Source organism: Streptomyces sp. STAM6 (genome assembly GCF_054963715.1).
The window spans coordinates 235,195-262,180 of record NZ_JBUEFZ010000005.1 but is presented as its reverse complement, the minus strand read 5'-3'; the positions used below and the strand labels follow the sequence as shown (position 1 = coordinate 262,180).

Genomic DNA, 26,986 nt, shown 5'->3' with positions numbered 1-26,986 from the left:
CTTCCCACAACGATCGGAAAGGCAGCAGCGTAGTGAGCAACGCATCCCGACGGACCGATCTCGCGGCATTCGTCGCGGTCCTGTCGACCGGAGTGGTCCTGATCCTTCGCGGGGTCCCGCCGGAGGCGGTGGCGACCGTCGCGGTGGGCCTGGCGACCCTGTACGGCGCGTGGCGGCGGTGAAGGGGGGCGGAGGGCCCGTGTGGGCCGCGCCGTACGGGCAGGAACGATGGCCGGGGGCGGCCGGTCGGCCGGGGGCCGGCGGTGGCCCGGGCCCGTCCGTCAGTAGTGCGTGTCCTCGCGGTCCACGCCGGGCACGCCGAGGTCCCCCAGCCCGTCCAGGACGAGATCCACGCCGACCGCCGCCAGCAGCAGCCCCAGCAGCCGCCCGAACAGCTCGATCGTGGCGTGGTGGGTCCGCTGCAGGACCCGGACGAGGACCACGACGCAGACGAGGTCGAGGACGATGACGGTGATGTACGCGCCGACGACGGTGCTGCGCCAGCTCCACGAGTCGCGGGCCGCGGCCTCGATCAGCACGGCCGTCATGGCCAGTGGGCTGACGACGTACGGCATGAGCAGTTCCCGGACGCCGCTGACCAGGTCGGGGGCGTCCTGCCGGGGCTCCTGCGCCCCCAGGTGCACGCCGAGGACCAGCCCGACGGCGTAGATGAAGAAGATGGTGCCGCCGGCGAGCTGCAGCGCCGGCGTGCTGATGTGGAACAGCTCCAGCAGCCAGGGCGCGGTGAAGCCGGTCACCAGCCCCACGAGGACGGCGGATGCGGATGCGATCGCCGAGATGGTGCGCAACTGGCGGGCGTCGTGGAGGTGGGCGAGCTCGGCGAAGGCGAGCATCACCTTCGGCGGGCCGATCACCGAGAAGAAGGTGATGAAGGCGGCGGAGAAGGTGAGAGCGTCCACGAGCGGCATCATCGCGGCGCCCGCGCCCCGCTTCCGGGAGCGACGCCCCGCCGCGCGGTGATGCCGCGCCGTGGGGGTGACGCCCCGCCGTAGGGTGACGCCCGCCGCGCCGGAACGCCTGCCCGCAACGCGGGGACACGGGACGCGGGGACACGGGACGCGGGGACGCGGGACCCGGAACCGGGACCCGGAACGCGGGGCCCAGGACGCGGGACCCGGAACGCGGGACCCGGCCCTCGCGCCCGCCCGCGGGACCCGGAACGCGGGGCCCGGAACGCGGGGCCCGGCCCTCGCGCCCGCCCGCGGGGCCCGGCCACCACGTGCATCCCGGACGCTGCGGCGCGATCATCGATCCATGACCACCACGATCCGTCTCGCCCAGCAACCGGAAGCCGACGAGCTGCTGGGCCGCAGCCCGCTCGCCGCCCTCGTCGGGATGCTGCTCGACCAGCAGGTTCCGATGGAGTGGGCCTTCTCCGGCCCGTACACGATCGCCCAGCGGCTCGGTTCCGACGATCTGGACGCGCACGAGATCGCCGCGCAGGACCCGGAGGCCTTCGCGGCGCTGCTCTCCGCCAAGCCCGCCGTGCACCGCTACCCCGGCTCGATGGCCAAGCGGGTGCAGCAGCTGTGCCAGTACCTGGTGGACGAGTACGGCGGTGACGCGAGCGCCGTCTGGGCGGACGCCTCCACCGGCAAGGAACTGCTCGCGCGGCTCCAGGCCCTGCCCGGGTTCGGCAAGCAGAAGGCGCAGATCTTCCTGGCTCTGCTGGGCAAGCAGTACGGCGTGCGGCCCACGGGCTGGCGCGAGGCGGCGGGGGCGTACGGGGAGGAGGGTTCGTACCGTTCGGCCGCCGACATCACCGGCCCCGAATCGCTCGCCAAGGTGCGCGCCCACAAGCAGGAGGCGAAGCGCGCGGCGAAGGCCGCGAAGGAAAAAAACGCGGCGGACTGACGGGTTCCAAGGCGAAAAGCACGGAAAATCACGTGAGTTGCGGCACATCTGTTCCCAGGAGCGTGGGAGATCGCTAGCTTCCCTTCAACCTCGTTCGCACCGGGAAGGACCTCTGTGAACGCATCCCATCGCAGAGCCGTGGCCACCCTGGCCGCAGCCGCACTGGCGACCCCGCTCATGCTGGCCTCCGCCTCTCCCGCTTCCGCCGGCCGGAACGACCCCGGCAAGGAAGCGGCGAAGGACGCCGCGCACCTGTCCAGCAAACTCGTGCGGGAAGCCTCCGCCAAGGACGCCTTCAAACACCTGCAGAAGTTCCAGCAGATAGCCGAGTCGACAGGCGGCCACCGCGCCGCCGGTTCGCTCGGGCACGACGCCTCGGCGGCGTACGTGTACCAGCAGCTGAAGAAGGCCGGCTACCAGGTCTCGTACCAGAAGTTCGACTTCACCTACACCGAGACCCTCGCCGAGAAGCTCTCCGTCGTCTCGCCGGCGCCGCGTGACATCACCGTCAAGGCGATGACCTACACGCCGTCGACGCCGGTCGGCGGCGTCAAGGCCGCGCTCGCCGCCGTCGGCACTCCCGACGACGCGACGCCCGGTTGCGAGCCGACGGACTTCGCGACCGGCACGTTCACCGGCAAGATAGCCCTGATCAAGCGTGGCGGCTGTGCCTTCGCCGACAAGCAGGCCCAGGCCGCGGCGGCCGGCGCCGTCGCCGCGATCGTCTACAACAACGTCGACGGCGTCCTCAGCGGCACCCTCGGCGAGCCGGGCGTCGGCAAGATACCCACCGGCGGCATCACCAAGCCGGAGGGCGAGAAGCTCCTCGCCGACCTGGCCAAGGGCCCGGTGGAGGTCTCCACCGAGATCCGCCAGCTCCAGGAGAAGCGTTCCACCAACAACGTCATCGCCGAGACCCAGCGCGGCAACGCCGCCAACACCGTGATGCTCGGCGCGCACCTGGACTCCGTGACCGCCGGCCCCGGCATCAACGACAACGGCTCCGGTTCCGCCGGTCTCCTCGACGTCGCCCTGAAGTTCGCCAAGCACAAGGACAAGACCACCAACAAGGTGCGCTTCGCCTGGTGGTCGGCGGAAGAGGTCGGCCTCCTCGGCTCCGAGTACTACGTCGACCACCTCGACGCGCTCGGCAAGAAGGAGATCAAGCTCTACCTGAACTTCGACATGATCGCCTCCCCGAACTACGGCCAGTTCGTGTTCGACGGCGACAACTCCGACGGCGTCGGCGCGCCCGCCGGCCCGGCCGGATCCGCCCAGATCGAGCGCGACATCAACGAGTTCCTCGACAAGCAGGGCAAGCCGCACGAGGGCACGGACTTCACCGGCCGCTCGGACTACGGCCCGTTCATCGCCGTGGGCATCCCCGCCGGCGGCACGTTCACCGGCGCGGAGGGCATCAAGTCCGCGCAGCAGGCCGAGAAGTTCGGCGGCACCGCCGGTGTCGCGTACGACGCCTGCTACCACGCCAAGTGCGACGATCTCAAGAACATCGACATGAAGGCGTTCGACGTCAACATCGACGTCATCGCCAACGGCGTGGGCACCTACGCCCACGACCTGAGCTCGCTGCGCAAGCCGGTCGTCACCGTCCCCACGGACGGCGACGAGGGCAGCGGCGGCGGCCTGCACGACGATCACGACCACGACGTGACCGAGTAGAACCGGGCAGTGACGGTCGCGCCGCCGGGGCCCGCCCCCGGCGGCGCGCCGTGCCGAGCGGGCGCTGCGTTCCGGCGACTCCCCGCCGGGCCGAACGGCCCCGCCGGGACCGGCCCGTCCCGGTTTCGGTGATTTTCGCCAGCAGCGCACTGCCGCCGCGTGGCTGCGCCGGGAGCACCTCGCCCGGTAGGCTGCCCGTGTGATCTTCAAGCGCATCGGTAACGGGCGGCCGTATCCCGACCACGGCCGGGAAAGCACCCGGCAGTGGGCGGATGTCGCGCCGCGCCCGGTCCGCCTCGATCAGCTCGTGACCACCAAGGGCCAGCTGGACCTGGAGACGCTCCTCGCCGAGGACTCGACCTTCTACGGCGACCTCTTCGCGCACGTCGTGAAGTGGCAGGGCGATCTCTACCTCGAGGACGGACTGCACCGCGCCGTGCGCGCGGCCCTCCAGCAGCGGCAGGTCCTGCACGCCCGCGTACTCGAGCTCGACTGAGCCGGCGGGCTCACCGCATCAGCCTTTCGAGCCGTTTACCACCCATCCGGCTCTCTTCTGCTGATCGTTTAGTAGGCATAGTCAACGGGCCGCATTACGCTGCGCCCATGAGCATGCTCACTCCCCCCGGTATGGGCGGAAAGTACCGTGTCACGGGCCGTGCGTATCCACGGATGCGACGCCCGAGTCGCCGCCGCCGGATCGCGCTCGCGGCCATGGTCGCGGTGGTCGCCCTCGGCCTGGCCGGCTGGGGAACCCTGCAGCTCATCGATGTCTTCGGCGGCGGCACCGACAAGAAGCGCACCTCCGCCGGCGCCGTCCCCTGCCGCCCCAAGAAGGGTGCCGCGTCCCCCGTCCGGGTGCTGCCCAAGCCCGCCCAGATCAAGGTGAACGTCTACAACGCGACGCCGCGCGCCGGGCTCGCCAAGACGACCGCCGACGAGCTGAAGAAGCGCGGCTTCGCCATCGGCAAAGTGGGCAACGCGCCGGCCACCTACGACAAGAAGGTCCCGGGCACCGCCCTCCTGCTGGGCGCCACGACGGCCACCCGCACGACGCTGCCGGTGCTCGGTACGCAGCTGAAGGGCGCCGCCCTCAAGAGCGACACCCGCGCCACGGCAGATGTGGACCTGATCATCGGCACTGCGTTCCAGGCCCTGAACGCCCCCCAGGACGCCACCGCGGCCATGACCGTCCTGACCAAGCCCGCGCCCGCGCCCTCCACGACCTGTTAGGGCTCGGTCCCCCGGCCGAGCCGGGGGGACCGAGCGCCGGATCAGTCAGCCGTGCCGTACATGCGGTCGCCCGCGTCGCCGAGGCCCGGGACGATGTAGCCGTGGTCGTTGAGCCGCTCGTCGACCGAGGCCGTGACGACCGTGACCGGCGTGCCCGCGAGCTCGCGCTCCATCAGCTCGACGCCCTCGGGGGCCGCCAGCAGGACGACCGCCGTCACGTCGTCGGCACCGCGCTTGATCAGCTCCTGGATGGCCGCGACCAGGGTGCCGCCCGTGGCCAGCATCGGGTCCAGGACGTACACCTGGCGGCCCGAGAGGTCCTCCGGCATCCGGGTGGCGTACGTGGACGCCTCCAGCGTCTCCTCGTTGCGGATCATGCCGAGGAAGCCCACTTCGGCGGTCGGCAGCAGCCGGACCATGCCGTCGAGCATGCCCAGGCCGGCCCGCAGGATCGGCACCACCAGCGGACGCGGGTGCGACAGCTTCACGCCGGTCGTCCCCGTCACGGGGGTCTCGATGTCGACCTGCTCGGTGCGCACGTCCCGGGTGGCCTCGTACGCGAGCAGGGTGACCAGCTCGTCGGCGAGCCGCCGGAAGGTCGGGGAGTCGGTGCGCCTGTCGCGCAGCGTGGTGAGTTTGTGCGCCACCAGCGGGTGGTCGACGACGTGGATCCGCATGCCCTCAACAGTAGCCCGCACTGGCGTCGACACATGCCGTGGAGGGAAGCTGGGAAACAGGGAGCCTGGGGGTGGTGTCGCGATGCCGGACCCGCAAGAGCCGAATGAACCGCAGCAGAACCGGGAGACCCAGGAGAGCGATGCCGAGCGGCGCAGGCGCCGCGCGCAGTTTCTCCGTGAGCTGAACGAGGCCAAGGCCCTGCGCGAGCGCGTCCAGCCGCGCCGCGCCAGGGCGGCCCGGATGCGCCAGGCGATGCGTATGCGCACCTTCCGGTGGTGACGCCCGAGGGGGTGCCGGGCGGCTCGCCGGAAGGACCGCCTGGTGACACCGACCGGGCCACGGGCTCAGACTGGTGCACGACGCAAGAGCGGAACACCTCTCCTGAAGCCCTCGTATCTGCCACGATGCCGAGTGGGCGGGGCATTCAGGAGCATGCCGCCCGATCGTCACACCTCTGATCAGTGGGAGAGTCACGGTGTACTTCGCCGCACTGCTCGCGCGCACCGAAGACGGGTGGGAAGCGAGCGACACAGAGCTCGACGATGTGGAGACCTTGTCGGATCTGCTCGAGCTGGCCCGGGAAGCCTCGGTGGACGACGACACGGTGATCGTCTTCATCGAGCAGGAAGACGCATGGTTCGGCATCGTCCGCGTGGAGGGTGAGGACGACCCTCGCATCTACGTCTCGGACGGAGCGGCCGCCGCCCGCTCCTCTTACGGGGAGATCCTCACCAAGGAACTGCTGGGCGACGACCTGGACGACGCCGACGACGAGCTGGACGCGCTGGACCTCGACGGGACCGAGGACGGCGAGCCGGCCGACGACGACGAGGAGGAGGAGTCCGTGGTGGCGGCCGAGGCCGTGCCCGCCGAGCCGGTCGGGGACCGGCTGATCCTGGCCGATCTCGGCCTGTCGGAGAAGGACCTGCTGGTCCTCGAGACCGACGCGCTGTCCGAGATCGCGGACGCGCTCGGCGCGGCCGAGGTGCTGGAGGCCGTCCGGTAGTGCCCGTGTCCGACCGCCCCGTGCGCGATCCCGTCCACGGGTCCGTACCCGATCCCCCTCACGACCCGGTGCACGATCCGTGGCGGGCGTCCATGCGCCTCGCCCTGGAGGAGGCCGCTCGGGCCGCGCGGGCCGGCGATGTGCCGGTCGGCGCGGTGGTGCTGTCCCCGGACGGCACCGTCATCGGGACCGGCCACAACGAACGCGAGGCGACCGGCGATCCGACCGCGCACGCCGAAGTGCTGGCACTGCGCCGGGCGGCCGCCGCGACCGGGGAGTGGCGGCTGCCGGGCTGCACGCTGGTCGTCACGCTGGAGCCGTGCGTGATGTGCGCGGGCGCGCTCGTGCAGTCCCGGGTGGACCGCCTCGTGTTCGGGGCTCCCGACGAGAAGGCCGGCGCGGTCGGCTCGCTCTGGGACCTCGTCCGGGACCGGCGGCTCAACCACCGGCCCGAGGTGATCCGGGGAGTCCTGGCGGAGGAGTGCTCGGGGCTGTTGACGCGCTTCTTCCGAGAGCGCTGAGACCGGCGCGGACAGGACGCCCCTTATGGATTTCGGCGAACCGGCACCTGTGGGCTAAGCTCTCTCTCGGTAGCGTGTCCGAGCGGCCGAAGGAGCTCGCCTCGAAAGCGAGTGTGGCGCAAGTCACCGAGGGTTCAAATCCCTCCGCTACCGCTTCCGGAAGGGCTCCGGCGCATCAGCGCCGGAGCCCTTCCGCCGTTCCGTCCCGGGGTCGCCCCACTCCTCCCCGTGCGCCCCGTAAGGGCGGCAATGGGCCCCGGTGGCCAGGGCCTTGGCCCAGGAGCGCTCGGTTAGACTCACCCGACCGCGCTGGGGATCGCAGGGGAGACAGGACTGATGGCGCAAACGAAGAAGATCGCGCTGTACGTGGTCGTCGTCTTCGTGCTGTACACGATCATCAACTCCCCCGCTCGGGCCGCGGATCTCGTCCAGGTAGGGTTCGAGGGCATTTCGAGCGCCGCTCAAGGCGTCGGAGCGTTCATGACCGAGCTCGTCAATTAGGAGTCCACGTGATCCGCCACCTGGTCCTTTTCAAGCTGAACGAGGGTGTGCGCCGCGACGAGCCGCGTGTCGTCGCGGGCGTGAAGGCGTTCGAGGCGCTCGGCGGGGTCATCGAGGAGCTGGAGTTCTGGGAGTGCGCCTGGAACATCACCGACCGGCCCATCGCGTACGACTTCGCCATCAACTCCGCCGTCGCCGACAAGGACGCGCTGAAGCGTTACATCGAGCACCCCGACCACCAGGCGGCTGCGGGCCAGTGGCGTGAATTCGCCACCTGGGTGATCGCCGACTACGAGGTCTGAGCCAGGCTCACCCCGAGCCCGCTCTCCGGAGCCCCGCACCACCCGCCGCCCGGGTGGTGCGGGGCTCCTTCTTTCGCCGTCCCTTTCGCCGCCCCTTTCGCCGTCAACACGGCGTTATGGGGTGCTTGCACACAGTGGACATGTCTTGTGATGCTATGACCGCTTTTGACGGATCAGTTGACGTAGTAGCCGCAAAATTGACCGCGAAGGGGTGGCGTGAACGTGCCGGCCAGTACGACGCCTCAACAGGTGCCGCCCCAGAACGAGTCTGAGGAGCGCGCCAAGCCACAGGGGCGGGCCGCGGACACCCGAGCGCTCACCCAGGTGCTCTTCGGCCAGCTCAAGAGCCTGGAGCCGGGCACGCCGGAGCACCACCGGGTGCGCGGGGCACTCATCGAGGCGAACCTGCCCCTCGTGCGCTACGCGGCCGCCCGGTTCCGCTCCCGCAACGAACCCATGGAGGACGTCGTCCAGGTCGGCACGATCGGTCTGATCAACGCGATCGACCGGTTCGACCCGGACCGCGGGGTGCAGTTCCCGACCTTCGCCATGCCGACCGTCGTCGGTGAGATCAAGCGGTACTTCCGGGACAACGTCCGGACCGTGCACGTCCCGCGCCGGCTCCACGAACTGTGGGTCCAGGTCAACGGCGCCACCGAGGACCTGACGACCGCTCACGGCCGCTCGCCGACGACCGCCGAGATCGCCGAGCGGCTGAAGATCTCCGAGGACGAGGTCCTCTCCTGCATCGAGGCGGGGCGGTCGTACCACGCGACGTCCCTGGAGGCGGCCCAGGAGGGCGACGGGCTGCCCGGCCTCCTCGACCGGCTCGGCTACGAGGACCCCGCCCTGGCCGGGGTCGAGCACCGCGACCTCGTCCGCCATCTGCTCGTCCAGCTGCCCGAGCGCGAACAGCGCATCCTGATGCTCCGCTACTACAGCAATCTGACCCAGTCTCAGATCAGCCAGGAACTCGGGGTGTCACAGATGCACGTGTCAAGACTCCTCGCCCGTAGCTTCGCTCGACTGAGGTCCGCAAATCGGATCGAGGCGTAACCTGATCGGGTAGACCCGTTCGGCCCCGGTCGGGACGGCCCAAAAGCCGCACACCCCCTGTTTCCTGCGCGGATTTGCCGCATTCTTGTCGACAAGTCACTACAGCGTGTTGCCGACATGTGACATTCTGCTGGAACCGCGTTTGCCGCAGTCTCGGCTCCGGTATTCAGGTGGAGGCTGCGTTCCTCCGATGGTCGCGGCCCACGCGACCGTCCGCGACCTCAAGGGGGTGGCATGTCCGCAGAACAGGGCAGCTCGAAGGTGCTCACGCTCACGCCCGTCCAGAGCGAACCCGCGACGCTTCTCGACCCCACGGAAGCCATCGACACCCGCACTCTCTCCCGCTCCCTGTTCCTCCGGCTGCGCGCTCTGGACGAGCAGGGCGCGGCGGCGGACAGCCCGGAACGCACCTATGTGCGCGACACACTCATCGAGCTCAATCTGCCCCTCGTGCGGTACGCCGCGGCCCGGTTCCGCAGCCGCAACGAGCCGATGGAGGACATCGTCCAGGTCGGCACGATCGGTCTGATCAAGGCGATCGACCGGTTCGACTGCGAACGGGGCGTGGAGTTCCCGACGTTCGCGATGCCGACCGTCGTGGGCGAGATCAAGCGTTTCTTCCGCGACACCTCGTGGTCGGTGCGGGTGCCGCGCCGGCTCCAGGAGCTGCGACTCGCGCTGACGAAGGCCAGTGACGAGCTGGCGCAGAAGCTCGATCGTTCGCCGACCGTCCCCGAACTGGCCGCCGTCCTCGGCGTTTCCGAGGAGGACGTGGTCGACGGCCTCGCCGTGGGCAACGCCTACACCGCGTCGTCACTGGACTCGCCCTCGCCCGAGGACGACGGCGGCGAGGGCTCGCTCGCGGACCGGCTCGGGTACGAGGACACGGCACTGGAGGGCGTCGAGTACCGCGAGTCGCTCAAGCCGCTGCTGGCCAAACTGCCGCCGCGCGAACGGCAGATCATCATGCTGCGGTTCTTCGCCAACATGACGCAGTCCCAGATCGGCGAGGAGGTCGGCATCTCACAGATGCACGTCTCACGGCTGCTGACCCGGACGCTGGCGCAGCTGCGCGAGGGGCTCATCTCCGACTGACCCGATCTCCGGCCGACCCCTACCGAACTGACGCTCCGTCAGCCACACTGGCGCGATGCGACGGCGGACCGGGGTCCTGACGGTGTCGACGACGGTGGCGCTCTGCCTGGGCGGGGCGCTCGCCGCGTGCGGCGGTGACGGTGACGGCGACGGACGGGTGACGGTCGGGGCGGTCGGATCGCGGCCGGACGGCGCGCCCTCGGGCCCGGTACCACCGTCGGGCCGGGTCGAGCTCGTACCGCTGCACCCGCCGGCCGGCCAAAGCGTCCTCGACGGCGCACGGCAGGGATCCGGCGGGCGCGCGCCGTCGGGCGGACCGGCCGGCACGGGCCTGCCGCCTTCGTCGCGCGGGCCGACGCCGCCCGCGTCCGGACCGGCGGCCCCGGCACCGCGACCGTCGTCCGCCCCACCGCCCGCGGCGACGCCCGGCACACCCGCCCGGCCTCCGCGGCCCACGCCGCCGTCGGACCCGGCGGACCCTCCCCCGCCCGGCACACCCGCCCCGGGGCCCGCCGTGCTGGAGGTCGGAGATCCCGTGCGCGCGACCACGGACCGGCGCTGGTGCGAGAAGGTGACCGTGGAGCTCCGCAACACCGGTGGTACACCGGTGCGTTCGGGCACGGCCACCTTCGCGACGCACATCATCGGCGCGCTCGGCGTCGACTGGGCCACCGTCGAGACGGCTCAGCCCCTGCCGGCACCGATCACGGCGGGAGCGGTGCGGAAAGAGACGTACACGGTGTGCGTGGACGCCTGGCGGGTGCCGCTGGGCATGCACATCGAGACCCAGGAGGTCACCGCCTCCTGGACCTGAGGCGAGTGAGCCGCTGTGGCGCCGTGGCGAAGGCAGGAGAGCGCGCGGGCGCCGCGGCACGGCAGGCGGCCCGGAGGAGAACCGGGCCCGGAGAATCTAGGCCAGCGCGAGCCAGGCGACCGCGGCGACGATGGCGACGACCGCCACGACGCCGATGATCAGGCCGACGCGCGGGCCGGACTGGGCGGCCACCTGCTGCTGCCGCTGCGGGGCCCCCTCGTCGACGAAGGCGCGGAACATCTGCGTGCTGCCCGAGGGGTCGTAGTTGCCCTCGGGTCCCTGGGGGGCGTGGGGGTTGTGTGCCATGGGGCAGGACCCTAGCGAATCGGGGCTCCCGGCCCCACCCCCGGTCACGTTTACCCCCGCTTGCGTGCACCTTTGCCAGGTCTTTAGTGGCGTTCGCCCGTTTTTAGTTTGCCTGTAGCAACCAACAGCTTCTATCGTTGCCCTAAGCAACAAGGTAGCGGGGGTGCCCATGGCCGAGCGGAGTCAGTACGAGGACCTGGCCCGGCAGCTGAGCGCCCTCGGCGCCGTCAAACGCGGTCTCTCGCGGCTGCTGCCCGCCGAGTGCCCGGCCGGCTCCGCCGCCGTCCTGGCCCTGCTGGACCGGTACGGAGAGATGCGGATGAGTCGCCTCGCCGAGCTGCTCGCCGTCGACATGTCGGTGACCAGCCGGCACGTGGCCCATGTCGCCGAGCGCGGCTGGATCGAGCGGCGGCCCGACCCCTGCGACAAGCGCTCCCGCATCCTGCGGCTGACGGCCGCGGGCAAAGAGCTCCTCGACGACCTCGGACGCCGCTCGGCGGATCTCTTCGCCCACTGCCTCGGGGACTGGTCCGACGACGAGGTCGGACAGCTCAACGCGATGCTGGCCCGCCTCCGGAGCTCCTTCGGGGACTGCCGGGCCCACGCCACCCGTACACCCTCACAGACGTAAGGAAGTCCATGGCTACGACCACACCGTCCGGTGTGCGGGGCGGCCACGCCAAGCATGGGGGGCCCTCCTCATCCGACGGCGCGCCGATGACGCACCGGCAGATCATGGAGGCGCTCTCCGGGCTGCTGCTCGGGATGTTCGTCGCCATCCTGTCCTCGACGATCGTCTCCAACGCCCTGCCGCAGATCATCACGGACCTCGGCGGCGGCCAGAGCGCCTACACCTGGGTCGTCACCGCGGCCCTGCTGTCGATGACCGCGACCACCCCGCTGTGGGGCAAGCTCGCGGACCTCTTCTCCAAGAAGCTGCTGGTCCAGATCGCCCTCGTGATCTATGTCGCGGGCTCGATCGTGGCGGGCCTGGCGCAGAACACCGGCATGCTGATCGCCTGCCGCGTGGTGCAGGGCATCGGCGTCGGCGGACTCACCGCCCTCGCCCAGATCATCATGGCCGCGATGATCGCGCCGCGTGAGCGCGGCCGCTACAGCGGCTACCTCGGCGCCACCTTCGCCGTCGCCACCGTCGGCGGCCCGCTGCTCGGCGGTGTCATCACCGACACCGACTGGCTCGGCTGGCGCTGGTGCTTCTACGTCGGCGTACCGTTCGCGGTCATCGCACTGGTCGTGCTGCAGAAGACCCTGAAACTGCCGGTCGTGAAGCGCCGGGTCAGGGTGGACTGGGCCGGTGCGTTCTTCATCAGCGCCGCCGTCTCGCTGCTGCTGATCTGGGTCACCTTCGCCGGCGACAAGTACGACTGGCTGTCCTGGCAGACCTCTCTCATGGTCGGCGGCTCTCTCCTCCTCGGCGCGGTCTTCCTGCTCGTCGAGTCGCGGGCGAGCGAACCGATCGTCCCACTACGGCTGTTCCGCAACCGCACGATCACCCTGGCCTCGCTGGCCTCACTGTTCGTCGGTGTCGCGATGTTCGCGGGCACCGTCTTCTTCAGCCAGTACTTCCAGCTGGCGCGCGACAAGTCGCCCACCATGTCCGGCGTGATGACGATCCCGATGATCGGCGGCCTGTTCGTCTCGTCGACCGTCTCCGGCTTCGTCATCACCAAGACCGGCAGGTGGAAGGCGTGGCTGGTCAGCGGCGGCGTGCTGGTGACGGCGGGCCTCGGCCTGCTGGGCACCCTCCGGTACGACACGGAGTACTGGCACATCGCGGTCTTCATGGCGGTCCTGGGTCTCGGGCTCGGCATGATGATGCAGAACCTGGTGCTGTGCACACAGAACCAGGTCGCCCCGGCCGACCTCGGCGCCGCGTCCTCCGTCGTCACCTTCTTCCGGTCCCTGGGCGGTGCCATCGGCGTCTCGGCGCTCGGCGCGGTCATGGCCAACCGGGTCACCCACTACGTCAAGGACGGCCTCGCCGAACTCGGCCCCCGGGGCGCCGCGCTGGGCCACGGCGGTACGGGCGGCGGCGGCATCCCCGACCTGGACGCCCTGCCGGCCCCGATCCGCACGGTCATGGAGAGCGCCTACGGCCACGGAGTGGGGGATGTGTTCCTGTACTCGGCGCCCTTCGCGCTGCTCGCCTTCCTGGTGACGCTGTTCATCAAGGAGGTGGCGCTGAAGAGCGCGCCCCGTTGAGCCCCCGGGTGGGCGTCTTTGAGCGGAGAGTGCCCGCCCGGTGTGGATACGGCCCCGGATCCGGGGCCGGCGGCAGGGGACGCCGCCGGTCCCGCCCGGGGCCTGCTGCCGTCAAGCGAGCCCCCTACCCGACGTGCCGGGCTGAGCGCTGAGGGCCAGGGCCTGCGCCACCATCGCTGCGGCGTCGTCCCGGAGCATCCCCACGTCCACGTACACCCGGCCCTGGTGGGTGACCACGGGCCTGATGGAGCCGTAGGCCTCCGGAGAAACGCCGGACGCGGAGAGAGCTTCTCGCAAGGCCCTGGCCGTGCTGTCGGCACGGACCCAGCGCGCGCCACTGATCCATCGGCCCGGGCATTCGATTGAGGTGCAGTACGAGTTCACGCCGGAGCGGTGAGGGCCCTGAGGGGCGGAGGGCGTCAGCCCGCCGCGCGGGCCACCATGGCCTCGATGCCCGCGAGCTGGAGGTCCAGCGCGAACTGGAAGTCACGCTCGCGCATCTCCGCGACGGTGTCCCCGCCGCGGGCCTCCATCATCCGCTCGGCCTGCTCGAAGTGGTCCGCGTATCCGGGCCGTTCGCGGACCGTGCCCATGGCGTGCCGGAAGTACTCGTCCTGCGTCATTCCGGCCTCCTCGCACCGCTGGCGGAAGTGGCCCTCGATCGTGCCGAAGCCGTAGACGAACTGGAAGAGCGAGGCCATCGCGCCGGTCTGCAGGTGCAGCGGGAGCCCGGTGTCGGCGATCACCTGCTGGACGGTCCGGGCGAAGCGCATCGAGTGGGGCCCGATGTTGAGGAAGCGTCCGAGCAGCGACGACGCCCACGGGTGGGCGACGAGGAGGGCCCGGTAGGACGCGGCCAGCTCCCGGAGCCGCTCGCGCCAGTCCGCCCCGGACGATTCCTCCGGAAGGTCCAGCTCGCCCGCCACCCGGTCGAGCGCCAGCTCCAGGAGGTCGTCCTTGGTGTCCACGTACCAGTAGACCGACATCGCGGTGACGTTCAGCTCGGCGGCGAGCTTGCGCATCGAGAACTTGGCGAGGCCTTCCGCGTCGAGCAGCCGTACCGCCACCTCGGTGATCTTCTCCCGGTCGAGTCCGGAAGGCTGGTCGGCCTTCCGGCCCCGGGTCGACTTGCCCTCCAGCCACACGCTCGTCCGCCGTGCCGACGACGCCATCGCGCACCCTCCTCGTTCCTGGCCCCGATGCTATGCCGCCGCTACGCCGCGGCCACGGGTGAGTCTGCCCGCTCCGCACGCCTCAGCAGCAGCGCCGCCAGCAGACCACCCGCGAGGACGGCCACCGCGCCGACCAGCTGGCTGGTCTCCAGACCGGAGGCGAACGCGTCCGAGATCCGGGCCTTCTCCGCCGGGCCGTCCGCCGCCGCCAGCGCGGCCGGGAGCGAGGCGGCCGACACCGAGACGAGCGAGGCGAAGCGGGAGTTGAGCACGGCTCCGAGGACGGCGACGCCGAGGCCGTTGCCGAACTCGGCGAGCGTGCCGTTGATGCCCGCGCCGACGCCCGCCTTCTCCGGCGGGATGGCGCTCATGATGGCGTTCGCCATGGCCGGCATCGACAGCGCGACTCCGGCGCCCATGACCACCAGGCCGAGCAGCATCCCGCCGTACCCGTGACGGCCGCCCAGGACGGCGATCGCGGCGAGACCGGCCGCCACCAGGGCCATGCCCGTGGCGATCGTCGCCGGGGTGCCGAGCTTCGGCAGCAGTCGCGCCCCGACGCCGGCGAGGTTGAGCACGACGACGGTGAGCGCCAGCGGTGCCGTCCGCAGACCGGCGTCCAGCGGCCCGTAGCCGAGCACGAACTGCAGGTGCTGGGTGAGCAGGAACAGCGAGCCCGTCATGCCGAACGCGACCAGGATGGCGCCCGCGACGGCGCCGACGAAGCGCTGGTTGCGGAAGAAGTGCATGTCCAGCATGGGGTACGGGGTGCGCAGCTCCCACAGGGCGAACAGGCCGAGGACGAGGACGCCGATCGCGGCGGAGAGCAGCACCTGGCCGGACGTCCAGCCGTGTTCGGGGCCGGAGATGATCGCGTAGACGACCGCGGTCATACCGATCGTGGACAGCAGCGCCCCGAGCAGGTCGGGCCGGTCACCCTGCTTGTGCTTGGACTCCGGTACGAGCGCGGCGACCGCGAACAGGCCGATGAGCGCGACCGGGATGTTGATCAGGAAGATGGCACCCCACCAGAAGTGGTCCAGCACGAACCCGCCGAGCAGCGGGCCCGCGGCGAAGCCGAGGGAGCTGACCGTGGACCACAGCGCGATGGCCTTGACCCGTTCGGTGTCGTCGAAGACCTGGACGACGACGGCGAGGGTCGTGGTCATCAGCAGTGCGCCGCCGACGCCCATGCCCGCGCGGGCGGCGATCAGCTGCGCCGACGTCTGGGCGAGGCCGGCGGCCAGCGAGCCGATGCCGAACAGGGCGAGACCGGACAGCAGCATCTTCTTGCGGCCGTAGCGGTCGGCGGCGTTGCCGGCGGTGAGCAGCAGGCCCGACTGGACCAGCGAATAGGCGTTGATCATCCACTGGATGTCGGCCGTGGAGGCGTCGAGCTCCTTGGTGAGGGAGGGGATCGCGACGCTGAGGACGGTGTTGTCGAGCAGCACGGTGAGCTGGGCGAGGCAGATGACACCGAGGATCAGCCAGCGCTGCGGGTGGCCGCCGGTGGGGACGGCCGTGGGGTTCTCGGCGGTCGTCGCCGTCATGGGGAGCACTCCTTGTACGGTGTACGGGACTCGGTCTCGTACACCGTACAAGAGGTAGCCTTACGCTGTATAGCGAATTCAGGACGTGGTCGTGGCGTGTGGCGCGTTCAGGTCGTACAGAGTGGTGCCGTCCACCGTGACCTTGGTGAACGTGGCCTCGACCCACGAGGTGATCGCCGAACTGCCGTTGCGACTCGGGCCGCCGCCCGGGCCGCCGCCCCGGCCGCCGCTCGCGATGAAGTAGTGGATCCGGCCGTCCTCGACCAGCTCCTTGAACCGCGCGAGCGTCGGGGAGGGGTCGCTGCCGTTGAAACCGCCGACGGCCATGACCGGCTGCTCGGTGGCGAGCTGATGACTCGCGGCGTTCTGGGAGCCGACGGCGGCGGCGACCCACGTGTAGTCGTCGGCGTCCCGCAGGAGCTTCGCCCGCACGGCGGAGGAGACCTCGGCGCCGTCGAGGAGACCGCCCGTGCCACCGGCGGGGCCGCCCCGCTCGCCCCGGCCGGGCACTTGGCCCTGGCCGGGCCCCTGGCCCTGACCAGCCGCGCCCGGAGGGAACCGGTCCCCGCCGCCCTGCGCCGTGCCGGGAGGACCGCCCCGCGCACCCGGGCCGCCCGGGACTCCGCCCGGGCCCTGACCCGGCGTCTGTCCCTGGCCCGGAGCCCGGTCCTGCCCCTGGCCCGGAGCCCCGCCGCCGTCGGTGGCCGCGGGCATCCGGCCCTGCTGACCCGGCCGCATGCCGCCACCCGGACCGCCACCCGGACCGCCACCCGGTCCCCCGGCCCGCGCCGACGCCGGACCGGCCGTCACGATCGAACCGGTGTGCCCGGTCCCCAGCGTCGACAGGGTGTACGCCGTCGGAGCCGCGAGTGCCGCCACCAGCGCGAGCCCCGCGGCCGCGGAAGCCGGCCCCCGCCCCGGCCGGGCCCCGAGCAGCAGCCCCGCCGCCGCCACGAGGCCGACGGCCGGCACGGCCCAGCGCAGCCACGGCAGATGATCAGGCGTCCGGCCCAGCAGGACGTGGGCCCAGACCGCTGTCACCACCGCCGTCAGCGCCAGCGTCGCCGAGGCCGCGACGTGCGCCCGCTCCTCCCACAGCACCGTCACGCCCATGCCGACGAGCGCCGCGATGTACGGGGCGAGCGCCACCGTGTAGTACTCGTGGAAGATGCCGGCCATGAAGCTGAAGACCGCCAGGGTCGTCAGCAGCGAGCCGCCCCACACCAGGAACGCCGCCCGGGCCGTGTCCGTCCGGCCCGCCCGCCGTGTCACGGCCACCCCCGCGACCAGCAGGATCAGCGCGGCGGGCAGCAGCCACGAGATCTGGCCGCCGACGGCGTCGCCGAACATCCGGCCCACACCGGTCTCGCCCCATCCGCCGCCCCCACGGCCGCCGCCCCCTCCGACGCTGCCGGTCTCCTCGCCGTTGAGGCGGCCGAGGCCGTTGTAGCCGAACGTCAGCTCCAGGAAGCTGTTGGTCTGCGAGCCGCCGATGTAGGGGCGCGAGGACGCCGGCCACAGCTCGACGACCGCCACCCACCACCCACCGGAGACGATCACCGCCAGCCCCGCGAGAGCGAGTTGGCCGAGCCTGCGCCGCAGGGCCGTCGGCGCGCACACCGCGTACACGAGCGCCAGCGGCGGCAGGATCAGGAACGCCTGGAGCGTCTTGGTGAGGAAGGCGAAGCCGATCGCCACACCCGCCCACACCAGCCACTTGGTACGCCCCGCCTCCAGGGCGCGCAGCACGCAGTAGACCGAAACGGACATCAGCAGCGCCAGCAGCGCGTCCGGGTTGTTGAACCGGAACATCAGCGCCGCGACCGGCGTCAGCGCGAGGACCGTCCCCGCGATGAGCCCGGCGGCGGGGTTGAAGCGGCGGCGGACGGCCGCGTACACGACCGCGACCGTGCCCACCCCCGTGAGCACCTCGGGCACGAGGATCTGCCAGGAACCCAGCCCGAACAGCCGCACGGACAGCGCCATCGGCCACAGGGCGGCTGGCGGCTTGTCGACCGTGATGGAGTTGGCGGCGTCGGACGAACCGAAGAAGAAGGCCTTCCAGCTCTCGCTGCCCGCCTGCACGGCGGCCGAGTAGAAGGAGTTGGCGTAGCCGGAGGCGTCCAGGTCGTACAGGTACAGCAGGGCGGTGCCCAGCAGCAGGCCGAGGAGGGCGGGCCGCACCCAGGCGGCGTCCCCCTCCCTGCCGCGCTCGTGGGACGTCGTCATCGCGCGTTCCTCGCTTCGTCGTCGTACGCGTACGGAGCGCCCTGCCCGTACGAGGGGTCGCGGCGGTCCGGGAAGACCCAGGCCCGGAAGAGCAGGAAGCGCAGCACCGTGGCCGCGAGGTTCGCCGCGATCAGCACGGCGAGTTCGGTGCCGTGCGAGGGGTTGCCGGCGGCGGCGTCGAGGGCGGCCAGCGAGCCGCTGGTGAGCGCGAGGCCGATGCCGAACACGACCAGCCCCTGCACCTGGTGGCGCACGGCGCGGTCCCGGCCGCGCACCCCGAAGGTGAGACGCCGGTTCGCGGCCGTGTTCGCGACGGCCGACAGCAGCAGCGCGAGGGCGTTGGCTCCCTGCGGCCCCGCCCCGGCCCGGAAGACCGTGTACAGCAGGAGGTGGAGCAGCGTCGACAGCGCGCCGACGGCACAGAAGCCGACCAGCTGCCGGGCGAGGCCCCCCGGTACGCCGCCGATCGTCCGGTCGCGCGGGTCGTCGCCGAAGGGGCGGGCCAGCCGGTCCAGCGGCAGGGTCCCCTTCGCGAGCGCCCGCCCCACCCGCCACACGCCCTTCAGGTCGTCGGTGGCGGTCCGCACGATGCGGACCGTGGAGTCGGGGTCGTCGACCCAGTCGACCGGCACCTCGTGGACGCGCAGCCCGGCGCGCTCGGCCAGCACCAGCATCTCGGTGTCGAAGAACCAGCCGGTGTCCTCGACCATCGGCAGCAGCCGCTCGGCGACCTCCCGGCGTATCGCCTTGAACCCGCACTGCGCGTCGCTGAACCGGGCGGCCAGCGAGCCGCGGAGGACGAGGTTGTAGGTCCGCGAGACGAACTCCCGCTTCGGTCCGCGCACCACGCGTGACGAGCGGGCCAGCCGGGACCCGATGGCCAGGTCCGAGTGGCCGGAGATCAGCGGTGCCACCAGCGGCAGCAGCGCGTTGAGGTCCGTCGACAGGTCGACGTCCATGTAGGCGAGCACGGGCGCGTCGGAGTGCGACCAGACGGTGCGCAGCGCCCGCCCGCGGCCCTTCCGCTCCAGGCGCACCGACCGCACGTCGGGGATCAGCGCCGCGAGCCGGGCCGCGATCTCCGGCGTGCGGTCGGTGCTGGCGTTGTCGGCGACCGTGACGCGGAAGCCGTACGGAAAGGTGCGCGCGAGGTGCTCGTGCAGACGCAGCACGCAGGGTTCGAGGTCCTTCTCCTCGTTGTGCACCGGAATCACGACATCGAGGACGGGCCGGCCGACGACACCCACGGGTAGGTGCTCCCGGGCGGGCAGAGCTCCTGGTGAGGTCCCCGGTGGGGCCACCGGCGAGGCCGCCGCAAAGTGTTCGGTTCGCATGCGCCGACCCTCGCGGGCGGCGCTGTCACGGCCGTGTGACGAGCCTGTGCCCCGCCTGTGAGTCGTCGTCCCCGGTGGCCTCGTCGTCCCCGGCGGCCGCGGCCGGCAGCCTGACGGCGAACACCGTCCCGCCGGGCGCGCTGTGGACCGTCACCTCGCCGCCGTGCGCGGCGACGACGGCCTGGACGATGGCCAGGCCCAGCCCCGTGCTGCCGGCGTGCCGGGAGCGGGAGGCGTCGCCGCGCGCGAACCGTTCGAAGACCCGCGGCAGCAGCTCCGGCGGGATGCCGGGCCCGTCGTCCTCGACCTCGACGACGGCCCACGCGCCGTCCCCGCGGACCCGGGCGGTCACCGTGGTGCCGGGCGGGGTGTGCGAGCGGGCGTTGCCGAGCAGATTGACCAGCACCTGGTGGAGCCGGGCGGCGTCCGCCCGCACGGTGACGGGCTCGCCGGGCAGCTCCAGGCGCCAGTGGTGCCCGTGACCGGTGACCCGGGCGTCACCGACGGCGTCGACGACCAGCGGGGACAGATCGGTGCCGCCGTACGAGAGCGGGCGCCCGGCATCGAGCCGGGCGAGCAGCAGCAGGTCCTCCACCAGCCCGGTCATCCGGGTCGCCTCGGCCTCGATCCGCCCGAGCGCGTGCCGGGTGTCGGGGCCGGGCCGCTCCCCGCCCCTCCGGGTCAGCTCGGCGTACCCGCGGATCGAGGCCAGCGGTGTACGCAGCTCATGACTGGCGTCGGCGACGAACTGCCGCACCCGCGTCTCGCTCTCCTGGCGGGCGAGCAGCGCCGAGTGCACATGGTCGAGCATCCGGTTGAGGGCGGCGCCGACCCGGCCGACCTCCGTCCTCGGGTCGGCCTCGGCGTCCGGGACGCGCTCGTGGAGCGCCACCTCACCGCTGTGCAGGCGGAGTTCGACGACGCGCGTGGCGGTCGCGGCCACCCGTCGCAGCGGGCGCAGCGCGACGGAGACCAGGGTGCCGCCCGCGAGGCCCGCGGCGACCAGCCCGGCGGCGGTCACGCAGATCTCGATGACCACCAGCTTGCTCATCGTCTGCTGGACGTCGCTGAGCGGGAAGCCCAGGACGAGCGATCCGTCGTCGGAGGCCAGCACCAGGTAGTCGCCGAGTCCCGGCAGAGCGACGTCGTGCGCCCGGCCGTCACGCGGGGCGGCGGACAGCGCGGCGGTCTGCGCGGCGTCCAGGCGGCCGGGCGGGTCCTCGGGCCGCTCGCCGACCAGCCGGCCGCCCTCGGTCAGCGGACCGCCCGGTGCGTCCGAGCGGCCGCCGACGGTGCCGAACGGCTGCCCGGGCGCGGTGATGAACCGCAGGTCGCTGCTTCCGGCGACGGGGCTGCGCACGGGCCGGGAGGCCCGCTCGACGGACTCCCTGAGCTGCTCGACCTTCTGCCCCACGAGGTAGGAGTGCAGGGAGATCGTGGTGACCGTGCCGATGACGGCGGCGACGACCGCGATCAGGGAGACGGCCGAGACGACCAGCCGCGCCCGTAGCGACCAGCGGCGGCGCGGCGAACTGCCGCGGCGGGCCGGACTACCGCGACGGGGCGAACTGCCGCGGCGGGCCGGACTACCGCGACGGGGCCGCCGCATCACTCACTCACCCGGCTTGATCAGATATCCGGCGCCCCGCCGGGTGTGGATCATCGGCGAACGGCCCGCGTCGATCTTCCGCCGCAGGTACGAGATGTACAGCTCGACTACATTGGCCTGACCGCCGAAGTCGTACGACCACACCCGGTCCAGGATCTGCGCCTTGCTCAGCACCCGCCGCGGATTGCGCATCAGGAAGCGCAGCAACTCGAACTCGGTGGCGGTCAGATGGATGCCCTGGCCGCCCCGAGTCACCTCGTGGCTGTCCTCGTCGAGCGTCAGGTCCCCCACCACCAGCAGCGACTCACTGCGGGCCAGTGCCGCGCCCGACCGCCGGATCAGCCCGCGCAGCCTGGCCACGACCTCCTCCAGGCTGAACGGCTTGGTGACGTAGTCGTCGCCACCCGCCGTGAGACCGGCGATCCGGTCCTCCACCGAGTCCTTGGCGGTGAGGAACAGCACGGGCACGTCCGGCAGTTCGCGCCGCAGTCTGCCGAGCAGCGCCAGCCCGTCCATGTCGGGCAGCATCACGTCCAGTACGACGGCGTCCGGCCGGAAGTCGCGCGCCGACCGCACCGCCCCGGCGCCGTCAGCGGCACTGCGCACGTCCCAGCCCTCGTACCGCAGGGCCATCGACAGCAGTTCGGCGAGCGAGGCCTCGTCGTCCACGACGAGCACCCGGACGGAGCTGCCGTCGGGCCTGAGCGTGGCGGTGCGCCCCTGGGGGGAGGTCGTGGTCATGCTGACACGCTGGCCCGCGCCTGTGAGAGCAACCTTTCCCGTTCCTGTGAATTCCCTGAGAAAACGGCGCGGGTGGCCCTCGGCCTCCGCAGGGCTCACGCAAGGCTTCGCGGGCTCAGGGAAAGAGCCGTGCGCCGTTCCCGTGGCAGACCGCCCGCAGCCACTCGTCACCCAGGTCGAGCCGCTCCAGAGCCCGTAGCTGGTGCAGATACCCGTACGGGATGTTGGGGAAGTCGGAGCCCAGCAGGATCCGGTCGCCGAGCTCCCGCAGCCGAGTGCGCTCCGCGACCGGGAAAGGCGCGAGCCGTTCGCTGAAGTCCGTGAACGCCATCGTCGTGTCGAGCCGCACCCGCGTGTACCGCTCGGCCAGGTCGAGGAAGTCGGTGTACTCGGGCATCCCCATGTGCGCCACGATCAGGGTCAACCGCGGGTGCCGCGCCAGCAGCCGGCCCACCGGCCCGGGACCGGTGTGCTTCCCGGGCGCGGGACCCGACCCGCAGTGGATCACCACGGGCACGCCGGCCTCCGCGAGCAGACCCCAGGCACCGTCGAGGAGCGGGTCGTTCGGGTCGTACGCCCCCACCTGTAGGTGCGCCTTGAAGACCCGCGTGCCGCTCTCGACCGCCTCGCGCACATACCGGTCCACCCCCTCCTCGGGAAACAGGGTCGCCGTCCGCAGGCACTCCTCCACCCGCCCCGCGAACCGCTCCGCCCAGGCGTTCAGCCACTCCGCCATACCGGCCTTGTGCGGATACAGCATCGAGGTGAAGCGCAGCACCCCGAACTCCCGCAGCAGCTCGACCCGCCGGTCCTCCTCCTCGCGGTAGGTGATGGGCCACTCCCGGCCGGTGAGCGGTCCGGCGGAGTCGAAGTACGCCCACACCTTCCGCAGGACCCGGTCGGGCATGAAGTGCGTGTGGACGTCGACGAGACCGGGCAGTCGGAGACGCCGCCAGAACGCCGTGACGAGCTCCGCCTCGCCGGGGGCACCCGCCTTGCCGGGGGCACCCGCCTCACCGGGAGAGCCCGCCGCGCCGCCGGGGGCGCCGGCCCCGCCGGGGGCACCCACCTCACCGGGAGAGCCCGCCGCGCCGCCGGAGGCTTCCGTGCCGGCCCGGCCCGCCTCACCCGCGCTCAAAGCCGTAACTGCGCTCCACCTTGCCGATGTGCACGCGGTACCGCTGGTACCACTGGTCACGACCGCGGCGCTGGGCCGCGCGGTGCTCGGCGATCTCGCGCCAGGCGGCGATGGCCTCCTCGTCCCGGAAGTACCCGACGGTGATGCCGATCCCGCCCGCCGCGCGGGCCGACTCGTACCCGAGGAAGCCGGGTGTCTCCCGCACGAGCTCGGCCATGAGCCGAGCGGTCTCGTCGTACCCTTCGTCGTCCTCGGTGAGTACGGAGGTGAACACCACGGTGTAGTAGGGCGGTTCGATGCCACCCACAAGTTCCTGACTCATGATGATCACCCTCCGTCCGGGGGCGGGACCGTGTCCAGGTCGGAGGACCAAAGGGATCCCAGTCTTTACCCACCGGTCGCCAGGACCTTCAGAAAAGCCCTCCCTGTACGGTCCTCGGCGCCATCGCCACCGGCACGCTCACCCCTCCTCCGGCCGCCACCAGCCCCCACCCCGTGATGAGCCGGGTGTCGAGGACGAGCGAGCGGCCACCGGCGTCCAGCAGATGCAGATCCGGCCCGGCCGCGGCCAGGAGCGTGCCGTGGACCGAACCACCCGCCACGAGCTCGGTGACGGTCCCGTCCACCCGCTCCAGACCCGCCAGCCCGAACACCTCGGCGTGATCGGCCACCTCGCAGGGCAGCCGCTCCAGGGTCTCCGCCCAGCCGGGCACCGCCACGGCCCGCCGGTACAGGTCCTCGACCTCGGCCGCCCGCTCCCCCGGCCCGGCAGCCCGGCCCGCGCGGCGCGCTTGGCGGCGTACGGAATCCGGTCCGGCACGCCCAGAGCCGTACCCAGCACCTCCTCGGTACGCCGTGCGGCCATCAGCGGCCCGCGCCCGAGCCAGCCGAACGCGACGGCGCCCTGCTCCAGCAGCCGGGCGCCGCCCCGCTCCTCGGCGGTGATCCCCACCTTGACCATGCCGGGTCCGAACCAGGCGAGATACACCCGGTAGGTGCGCAGGTCGTCCGCGATCGTGTCGGCGGCCACCGAATGCGCCCGGTCGAGCCGCGCGCACTGCGCGCACAGCCCGCCGGTGCTGCGCCCGCCGACGACGGCGGACAGGGCGCACGGATTGCCCCGCGCCCCCGGGCAGCGCCGCTCACCCACGGCGCCGAAGCCGATCACCTGCCCGTACGTCAGCGCGCTGGCCCGCTCCGGCTCCCAGCACAGCACGGGCTTCCCGTGCGGCCACCGCAACCCCCTGCACCGCCACACCGTCATTCCCGCACCGTAACGCGGGGCTCTGACAGCGGCCTTCCGGCCTTCCGCCCCACCTCGTGTCCTGCTGTCCTTCTGTTTTCCGCTCCGGACTACCGCCGCGGCGCGCCGCCCGGCTTCGGCTCGGGCACGGGCGGCAGCTCGGTGTGCCGGACATCGAAGCCGCCCCGGACGACGGGCGCGAACGGCGCGGGCGCCATGCAGGTCCCGACCGTCGGCCGGGTGCCCGGGTTCTCCGGGTCCGCGTTCGCGACGCCCCACGAGAACCCGAGCCGGCCCTTCGCGCCCTTGCCGCCCTCCTGAACGCTGATGCCGAGCCGGGTGCCGACCCGGTCGACGTTCGACTTGGTGACGACGGCGGTCAGGGTCGCCGTGCCGCCCCCGGTGACCAGGCAGTCCACCCGGGCCTCGGAGGTCGCCGTGGTACCCGTCTCCGGGACGTGGTGCGAGATCAGCACGGTGCCCCGGGCGTCCGTGGGCAGCCCGTGCGGCGCGCCCGGGAAGGGCCTCGACCAGGGCACGGCCTCGGCGTCGACGGTGAAGCGGATGTCGTGCGTGGCGGAGTACACGTACCCGATCCGGGCGGAACCGCGCACGCTCGCGACACCGCTCGGCGGCACGGCCGAGGACGGGACGGGGGCCAGGGACAGGGCCGGGGACGGGGCCGGAACGGGCGCGGCGCCGGCGAGGGCCGCCCCCGCCACCACCGTGACGAGCGCGGCGCCGACCACACCGAACGAAGTGAGACGCATCGTGAACTCCCTGCTCAACCGGTCTGTTCGAGAACGAGACCAGCCTCGCGGGAACCCCCGCCCCTGCCCATCTGCCGATCGGCGGAGACGAGGGTGCGCGGCTCCGCCGTTCCGGGGGTGGACGCCCTAGCCGCCGACGCGGTACCGGGCGCGGGGCGCCGACGCCGTGGCGTGGAGATCGGCCAGGACGGGCCGGGCCGTGCGGGCTTCCCGCAGAGCCGCCGGGTCGAGGTCGGCGAAGACCAGCTCGGCCCGGTCCTGACCGGCCGCCGCCACCGGGCGCCCGTCGGGGCCCCACACCCCGCTGGCGCCGCAGGTCGTCCACTTCCCGGTGACGCCCACATGGTTGGCGAGGACGGTGTACGTCGTGTTGTCGAAAGCCCGCGCGGGGAACCACATCCGGGACTCGTGGTAGCCGCCGCCGACACCGAACAGCGCCCCGACCAGATACGCGTGGCAGCCGTCCACGGCGGCAGCCCGGGCGTGCTCGGGGAAGCCCGAGTCGTAGCAGACCCCGAGGCCGAGCCGCCAGCCGTCGACCTCGACGGTGCAGCCGGCATCGCCCTGCCCGTAGACGTCGCGCTCCGTCGCGAAGAGGGTCTGCTTGTCGTAGCGGGCCACGACCCGCCCGTCGGGTCCGATCACCAGGGCCGAGACGTACAGCTCGCCCGCGTCGTGCACCGCGGTCCCGAGCACGGCCACGACGCCGGACTCCCGGCAGGCGTCCGCGACGGGACCGAGCCGCCCGTCCCCACCCGCCCGCACGGCGCGGCGCACCGGCTCGGCACGGATCAGCTCGGGCTCGTACCCCGTGAGGAACTTCTCGGGGAACACGACCACCCGTGCCCCGCCCTGACCGGCCTCCCGCACCATGGCGGCGGCGGTACGGGCGTTCGCCTCGACGTCTCCCGCGACGGGGCACGCCTGCGCGGCGGCGACGCGCAGCACACCCGGGGGAAGCTTCTCGACCTCGTCGAGCTGTTCGATCTCCACGGACGCGCAACGTAGCAACAACGTTTCTCCGGTGAACGCACACGCCCATCCGGCGCATTTGTTCGGGTCTTTGCCACTCCCCGGGGTGATGAGCGACTACTTCGGTTGACGTGATCAAGAACCTGATGCGCGCCACCACGGCCGTCGCACTCGCCGTCCTGCCCCTCACCATGTCCGCCCCGGCCGCCGAGGCCACAGACATCCGCGCCGCCGTGTCGCTGCCCCTCGCCGACGCCGTCACGGCCCTCCCCCTCGCCGCCGAGTCCCGGACGGGCTACCAGCGCACCAGCTTCCGCCACTGGAACGCCGGCCAGATCGCCTCCGACGGCTGCAACACCCGTGCGGAGGTCCTCCTGGAGGAGGCCACCGAGATGCCGCAGGTCGACGCCGGCTGCCGACTGGTCGGCGGCCTGTGGTGGTCCTACTACGACCAGACCTGGATCTCCTCGGCCTCCGCCCTCGACATCGACCACATGGTCCCCCTCGCCGAGGCCTGGGACAGCGGCGCCTCCCAGTGGACGGCCGCACGCCGCGAGGCCTACGCCAACGACCTGGGTGCCCCCGCCTCCCTGGTCGCGGTCACCGCCCGGTCCAACCGCAGCAAGGCCGACCAGGACCCGGCCGAATGGCTCCCCCCGGCCGAGTCCGTCCGCTGCGAGTACATCGCCGACTGGACGGCCACGAAGCTCCGCTGGGGCCTCACCGCCGACACCACGGAACGCGACACCCTGACCACCCTCGCGGCCTCGTGCCCGGAGACGACGGTCGTCTACACCCCGACCTCCTGACACCCACCGCACGCCACGACGCGAGAGGCCCCCGGTTCCCCGGGGGCCTCTCGCCCGCTGGGCACTCAGGCAGAGCCGCGCGCTCTCGTTGCTGCGGGCCACGGTGGTTCGACGGCGTCCCCCCCATGAGAG

At 72.1% G+C, this 26,986-nt stretch carries 30 protein-coding genes, 1 tRNA gene and 1 pseudogene; 17 read left to right on the top strand and 15 right to left on the bottom strand.

The genetic code is table 11. The annotated features are described in order from the left end of the window. The first annotated feature begins 32 nt into the window (after positions 1–32). Positions 33–182, top strand: coding sequence for a hypothetical protein (locus tag ACY34K_RS09850; RefSeq protein ID WP_462745755.1), 150 nt, complete (start codon positions 33–35; stop codon positions 180–182). A gap of 99 nt (positions 183–281) precedes the next feature. Here the strand turns inward: ACY34K_RS09850 and ACY34K_RS09845 are convergent, their stop codons facing one another. Beyond that, positions 282–920 carry a MarC family protein gene (locus ACY34K_RS09845; protein WP_462745754.1) on the bottom strand — a complete coding sequence of 213 codons (639 nt, stop codon included), beginning with the start codon at positions 918–920 and terminating at the stop codon, positions 282–284. Positions 921–1,275: 355 nt separating this feature from the next. Between ACY34K_RS09845 and ACY34K_RS09840 the strand changes: the two genes are divergently transcribed. The 4 genes from ACY34K_RS09840 (at position 1,276) to ACY34K_RS09825 (ending at position 4,785) form a co-directional block, all read left to right on the top strand. Then, positions 1,276–1,875, top strand: a complete 600-nt coding sequence (locus ACY34K_RS09840; protein ID WP_462745753.1) for an HhH-GPD-type base excision DNA repair protein — start codon at positions 1,276–1,278, stop codon at positions 1,873–1,875. Positions 1,876–2,013: 138 nt separating this feature from the next. After that, positions 2,014–3,555, top strand: coding sequence for a M28 family metallopeptidase (locus ACY34K_RS09835; protein WP_462745852.1), 1,542 nt, complete (start codon positions 2,014–2,016; stop codon positions 3,553–3,555). Positions 3,556–3,754: 199 nt separating this feature from the next. Continuing rightward, a complete protein-coding gene (locus ACY34K_RS09830; protein ID WP_003999914.1) occupies positions 3,755–4,051 on the top strand; it encodes a type II toxin-antitoxin system VapB family antitoxin in 297 nt (98 codons plus the stop codon). Positions 4,052–4,182: 131 nt separating this feature from the next. Then, positions 4,183–4,785, top strand: coding sequence for a LytR C-terminal domain-containing protein (locus tag ACY34K_RS09825; protein ID WP_462745851.1), 603 nt, complete (start codon positions 4,183–4,185; stop codon positions 4,783–4,785). Between the two features lie 41 nt (positions 4,786–4,826). Here the strand turns inward: ACY34K_RS09825 and upp are convergent, their stop codons facing one another. Further along, positions 4,827–5,462, bottom strand: coding sequence for a uracil phosphoribosyltransferase (upp, locus tag ACY34K_RS09820; protein WP_462745752.1), 636 nt, complete (start codon positions 5,460–5,462; stop codon positions 4,827–4,829). A gap of 82 nt (positions 5,463–5,544) precedes the next feature. Between upp and ACY34K_RS09815 the strand changes: the two genes are divergently transcribed. The 9 genes from ACY34K_RS09815 (at position 5,545) to ACY34K_RS09775 (ending at position 10,758) form a co-directional block, all read left to right on the top strand. Continuing rightward, positions 5,545–5,742: a hypothetical protein gene (locus tag ACY34K_RS09815; protein ID WP_462745751.1), complete on the top strand. Its 198-nt coding sequence runs from the start codon at positions 5,545–5,547 to the stop codon at positions 5,740–5,742. Positions 5,743–5,938: 196 nt separating this feature from the next. Next, positions 5,939–6,469 (top strand): tRNA adenosine deaminase-associated protein, encoded by a 531-nt coding sequence (locus ACY34K_RS09810; protein WP_462745750.1) that lies wholly within the window; start codon positions 5,939–5,941, stop codon positions 6,467–6,469. A 92-nt stretch (positions 6,470–6,561) separates the two neighbouring features. Continuing rightward, the gene (tadA, locus tag ACY34K_RS09805) at positions 6,562–6,990 is read left to right on the top strand and encodes a tRNA adenosine(34) deaminase TadA (RefSeq protein WP_462745850.1); all 429 of its coding nucleotides are present in this window, start codon (positions 6,562–6,564) and stop codon (positions 6,988–6,990) included. Between the two features lie 68 nt (positions 6,991–7,058). After that, positions 7,059–7,143: transfer RNA gene (locus ACY34K_RS09800), tRNA-Ser, on the top strand. A gap of 183 nt (positions 7,144–7,326) precedes the next feature. After that, complete coding sequence (locus ACY34K_RS09795; protein WP_462745749.1) at positions 7,327–7,491, top strand: hypothetical protein; 165 nt, start codon at positions 7,327–7,329, stop codon at positions 7,489–7,491. Between the two features lie 8 nt (positions 7,492–7,499). Further along, positions 7,500–7,793 (top strand): Dabb family protein, encoded by a 294-nt coding sequence (locus ACY34K_RS09790; protein WP_462745748.1) that lies wholly within the window; start codon positions 7,500–7,502, stop codon positions 7,791–7,793. Positions 7,794–8,015: 222 nt separating this feature from the next. Beyond that, positions 8,016–8,849 (top strand): RNA polymerase sigma factor SigF, encoded by an 834-nt coding sequence (locus tag ACY34K_RS09785; protein ID WP_462745747.1) that lies wholly within the window; start codon positions 8,016–8,018, stop codon positions 8,847–8,849. A gap of 234 nt (positions 8,850–9,083) precedes the next feature. Further along, on the top strand, positions 9,084–9,944 hold the full coding sequence (locus ACY34K_RS09780) for an RNA polymerase sigma factor SigF (protein WP_462745746.1): 861 nt from the start codon (positions 9,084–9,086) through the stop codon (positions 9,942–9,944). Positions 9,945–10,479: 535 nt separating this feature from the next. Further along, a complete protein-coding gene (locus ACY34K_RS09775; RefSeq protein ID WP_462745745.1) occupies positions 10,480–10,758 on the top strand; it encodes a hypothetical protein in 279 nt (92 codons plus the stop codon). 96 nt (positions 10,759–10,854) lie between these two features. Here the strand turns inward: ACY34K_RS09775 and ACY34K_RS09770 are convergent, their stop codons facing one another. Further along, a complete protein-coding gene (locus tag ACY34K_RS09770) occupies positions 10,855–11,064 on the bottom strand; it encodes a hypothetical protein (protein ID WP_462745744.1) in 210 nt (69 codons plus the stop codon). A 169-nt stretch (positions 11,065–11,233) separates the two neighbouring features. Here ACY34K_RS09770 and ACY34K_RS09765 point away from each other — a divergent pair, with 169 nt between their 5' ends. Together ACY34K_RS09765 and ACY34K_RS09760 are read left to right on the top strand one after the other, a co-directional pair. After that, positions 11,234–11,695 carry a MarR family winged helix-turn-helix transcriptional regulator gene (locus ACY34K_RS09765; protein WP_462745743.1) on the top strand — a complete coding sequence of 154 codons (462 nt, stop codon included), beginning with the start codon at positions 11,234–11,236 and terminating at the stop codon, positions 11,693–11,695. An 86-nt stretch (positions 11,696–11,781) separates the two neighbouring features. Beyond that, a complete protein-coding gene (locus ACY34K_RS09760; RefSeq protein ID WP_462745849.1) occupies positions 11,782–13,287 on the top strand; it encodes an MDR family MFS transporter in 1,506 nt (501 codons plus the stop codon). A gap of 111 nt (positions 13,288–13,398) precedes the next feature. On the opposite strand, the gene ACY34K_RS09755 is transcribed toward ACY34K_RS09760, so the two are convergent. From ACY34K_RS09755 to ACY34K_RS09700, 12 genes and pseudogenes are all read right to left on the bottom strand, one after another. Then, a complete protein-coding gene (locus tag ACY34K_RS09755; RefSeq protein WP_462745742.1) occupies positions 13,399–13,524 on the bottom strand; it encodes a hypothetical protein in 126 nt (41 codons plus the stop codon). 182 nt (positions 13,525–13,706) lie between these two features. Next, positions 13,707–14,459, bottom strand: coding sequence for a TetR/AcrR family transcriptional regulator (locus tag ACY34K_RS09750; RefSeq protein WP_462745741.1), 753 nt, complete (start codon positions 14,457–14,459; stop codon positions 13,707–13,709). Positions 14,460–14,500: 41 nt separating this feature from the next. Then, positions 14,501–16,009: an MFS transporter gene (locus tag ACY34K_RS09745; protein WP_462745740.1), complete on the bottom strand. Its 1,509-nt coding sequence runs from the start codon at positions 16,007–16,009 to the stop codon at positions 14,501–14,503. Between the two features lie 78 nt (positions 16,010–16,087). After that, complete coding sequence (locus ACY34K_RS09740; RefSeq protein WP_462745739.1) at positions 16,088–18,238, bottom strand: ArnT family glycosyltransferase; 2,151 nt, start codon at positions 18,236–18,238, stop codon at positions 16,088–16,090. Then, positions 18,235–19,572 (bottom strand): bifunctional glycosyltransferase family 2/GtrA family protein, encoded by a 1,338-nt coding sequence (locus ACY34K_RS09735; RefSeq protein WP_462745738.1) that lies wholly within the window; start codon positions 19,570–19,572, stop codon positions 18,235–18,237. Before ACY34K_RS09735 ends, ACY34K_RS09740 begins: the two co-directional genes overlap by 4 nt. A 25-nt stretch (positions 19,573–19,597) precedes the next feature. Next, entirely contained in the window at positions 19,598–21,181 is a 1,584-nt protein-coding gene (locus ACY34K_RS09730) for a sensor histidine kinase (RefSeq protein ID WP_462745737.1), read from the bottom strand. A 3-nt stretch (positions 21,182–21,184) separates the two neighbouring features. After that, positions 21,185–21,922 (bottom strand): response regulator transcription factor, encoded by a 738-nt coding sequence (locus ACY34K_RS09725; RefSeq protein WP_462745736.1) that lies wholly within the window; start codon positions 21,920–21,922, stop codon positions 21,185–21,187. Positions 21,923–22,037: 115 nt separating this feature from the next. Further along, entirely contained in the window at positions 22,038–22,862 is an 825-nt protein-coding gene (locus ACY34K_RS09720) for an amidohydrolase family protein (RefSeq protein WP_462745848.1), read from the bottom strand. A 184-nt stretch (positions 22,863–23,046) separates the two neighbouring features. Beyond that, positions 23,047–23,382 carry an antibiotic biosynthesis monooxygenase family protein gene (locus tag ACY34K_RS09715; RefSeq protein WP_462745735.1) on the bottom strand — a complete coding sequence of 112 codons (336 nt, stop codon included), beginning with the start codon at positions 23,380–23,382 and terminating at the stop codon, positions 23,047–23,049. Positions 23,383–23,470: 88 nt separating this feature from the next. Next, a pseudogene (locus ACY34K_RS09710) lies at positions 23,471–24,324 on the bottom strand (DUF2797 domain-containing protein). Positions 24,325–24,413: 89 nt separating this feature from the next. Beyond that, entirely contained in the window at positions 24,414–25,073 is a 660-nt protein-coding gene (locus ACY34K_RS09705) for a hypothetical protein (protein WP_462745734.1), read from the bottom strand. 126 nt (positions 25,074–25,199) lie between these two features. After that, on the bottom strand, positions 25,200–26,066 hold the full coding sequence (locus ACY34K_RS09700; RefSeq protein ID WP_462745733.1) for a carbon-nitrogen hydrolase family protein: 867 nt from the start codon (positions 26,064–26,066) through the stop codon (positions 25,200–25,202). A gap of 110 nt (positions 26,067–26,176) precedes the next feature. On the opposite strand from ACY34K_RS09700, the gene ACY34K_RS09695 reads away from it, so the two are divergent. Then, complete coding sequence (locus ACY34K_RS09695; protein WP_462745732.1) at positions 26,177–26,854, top strand: HNH endonuclease family protein; 678 nt, start codon at positions 26,177–26,179, stop codon at positions 26,852–26,854. The last annotated feature ends 132 nt before the right edge of the window (positions 26,855–26,986 follow it).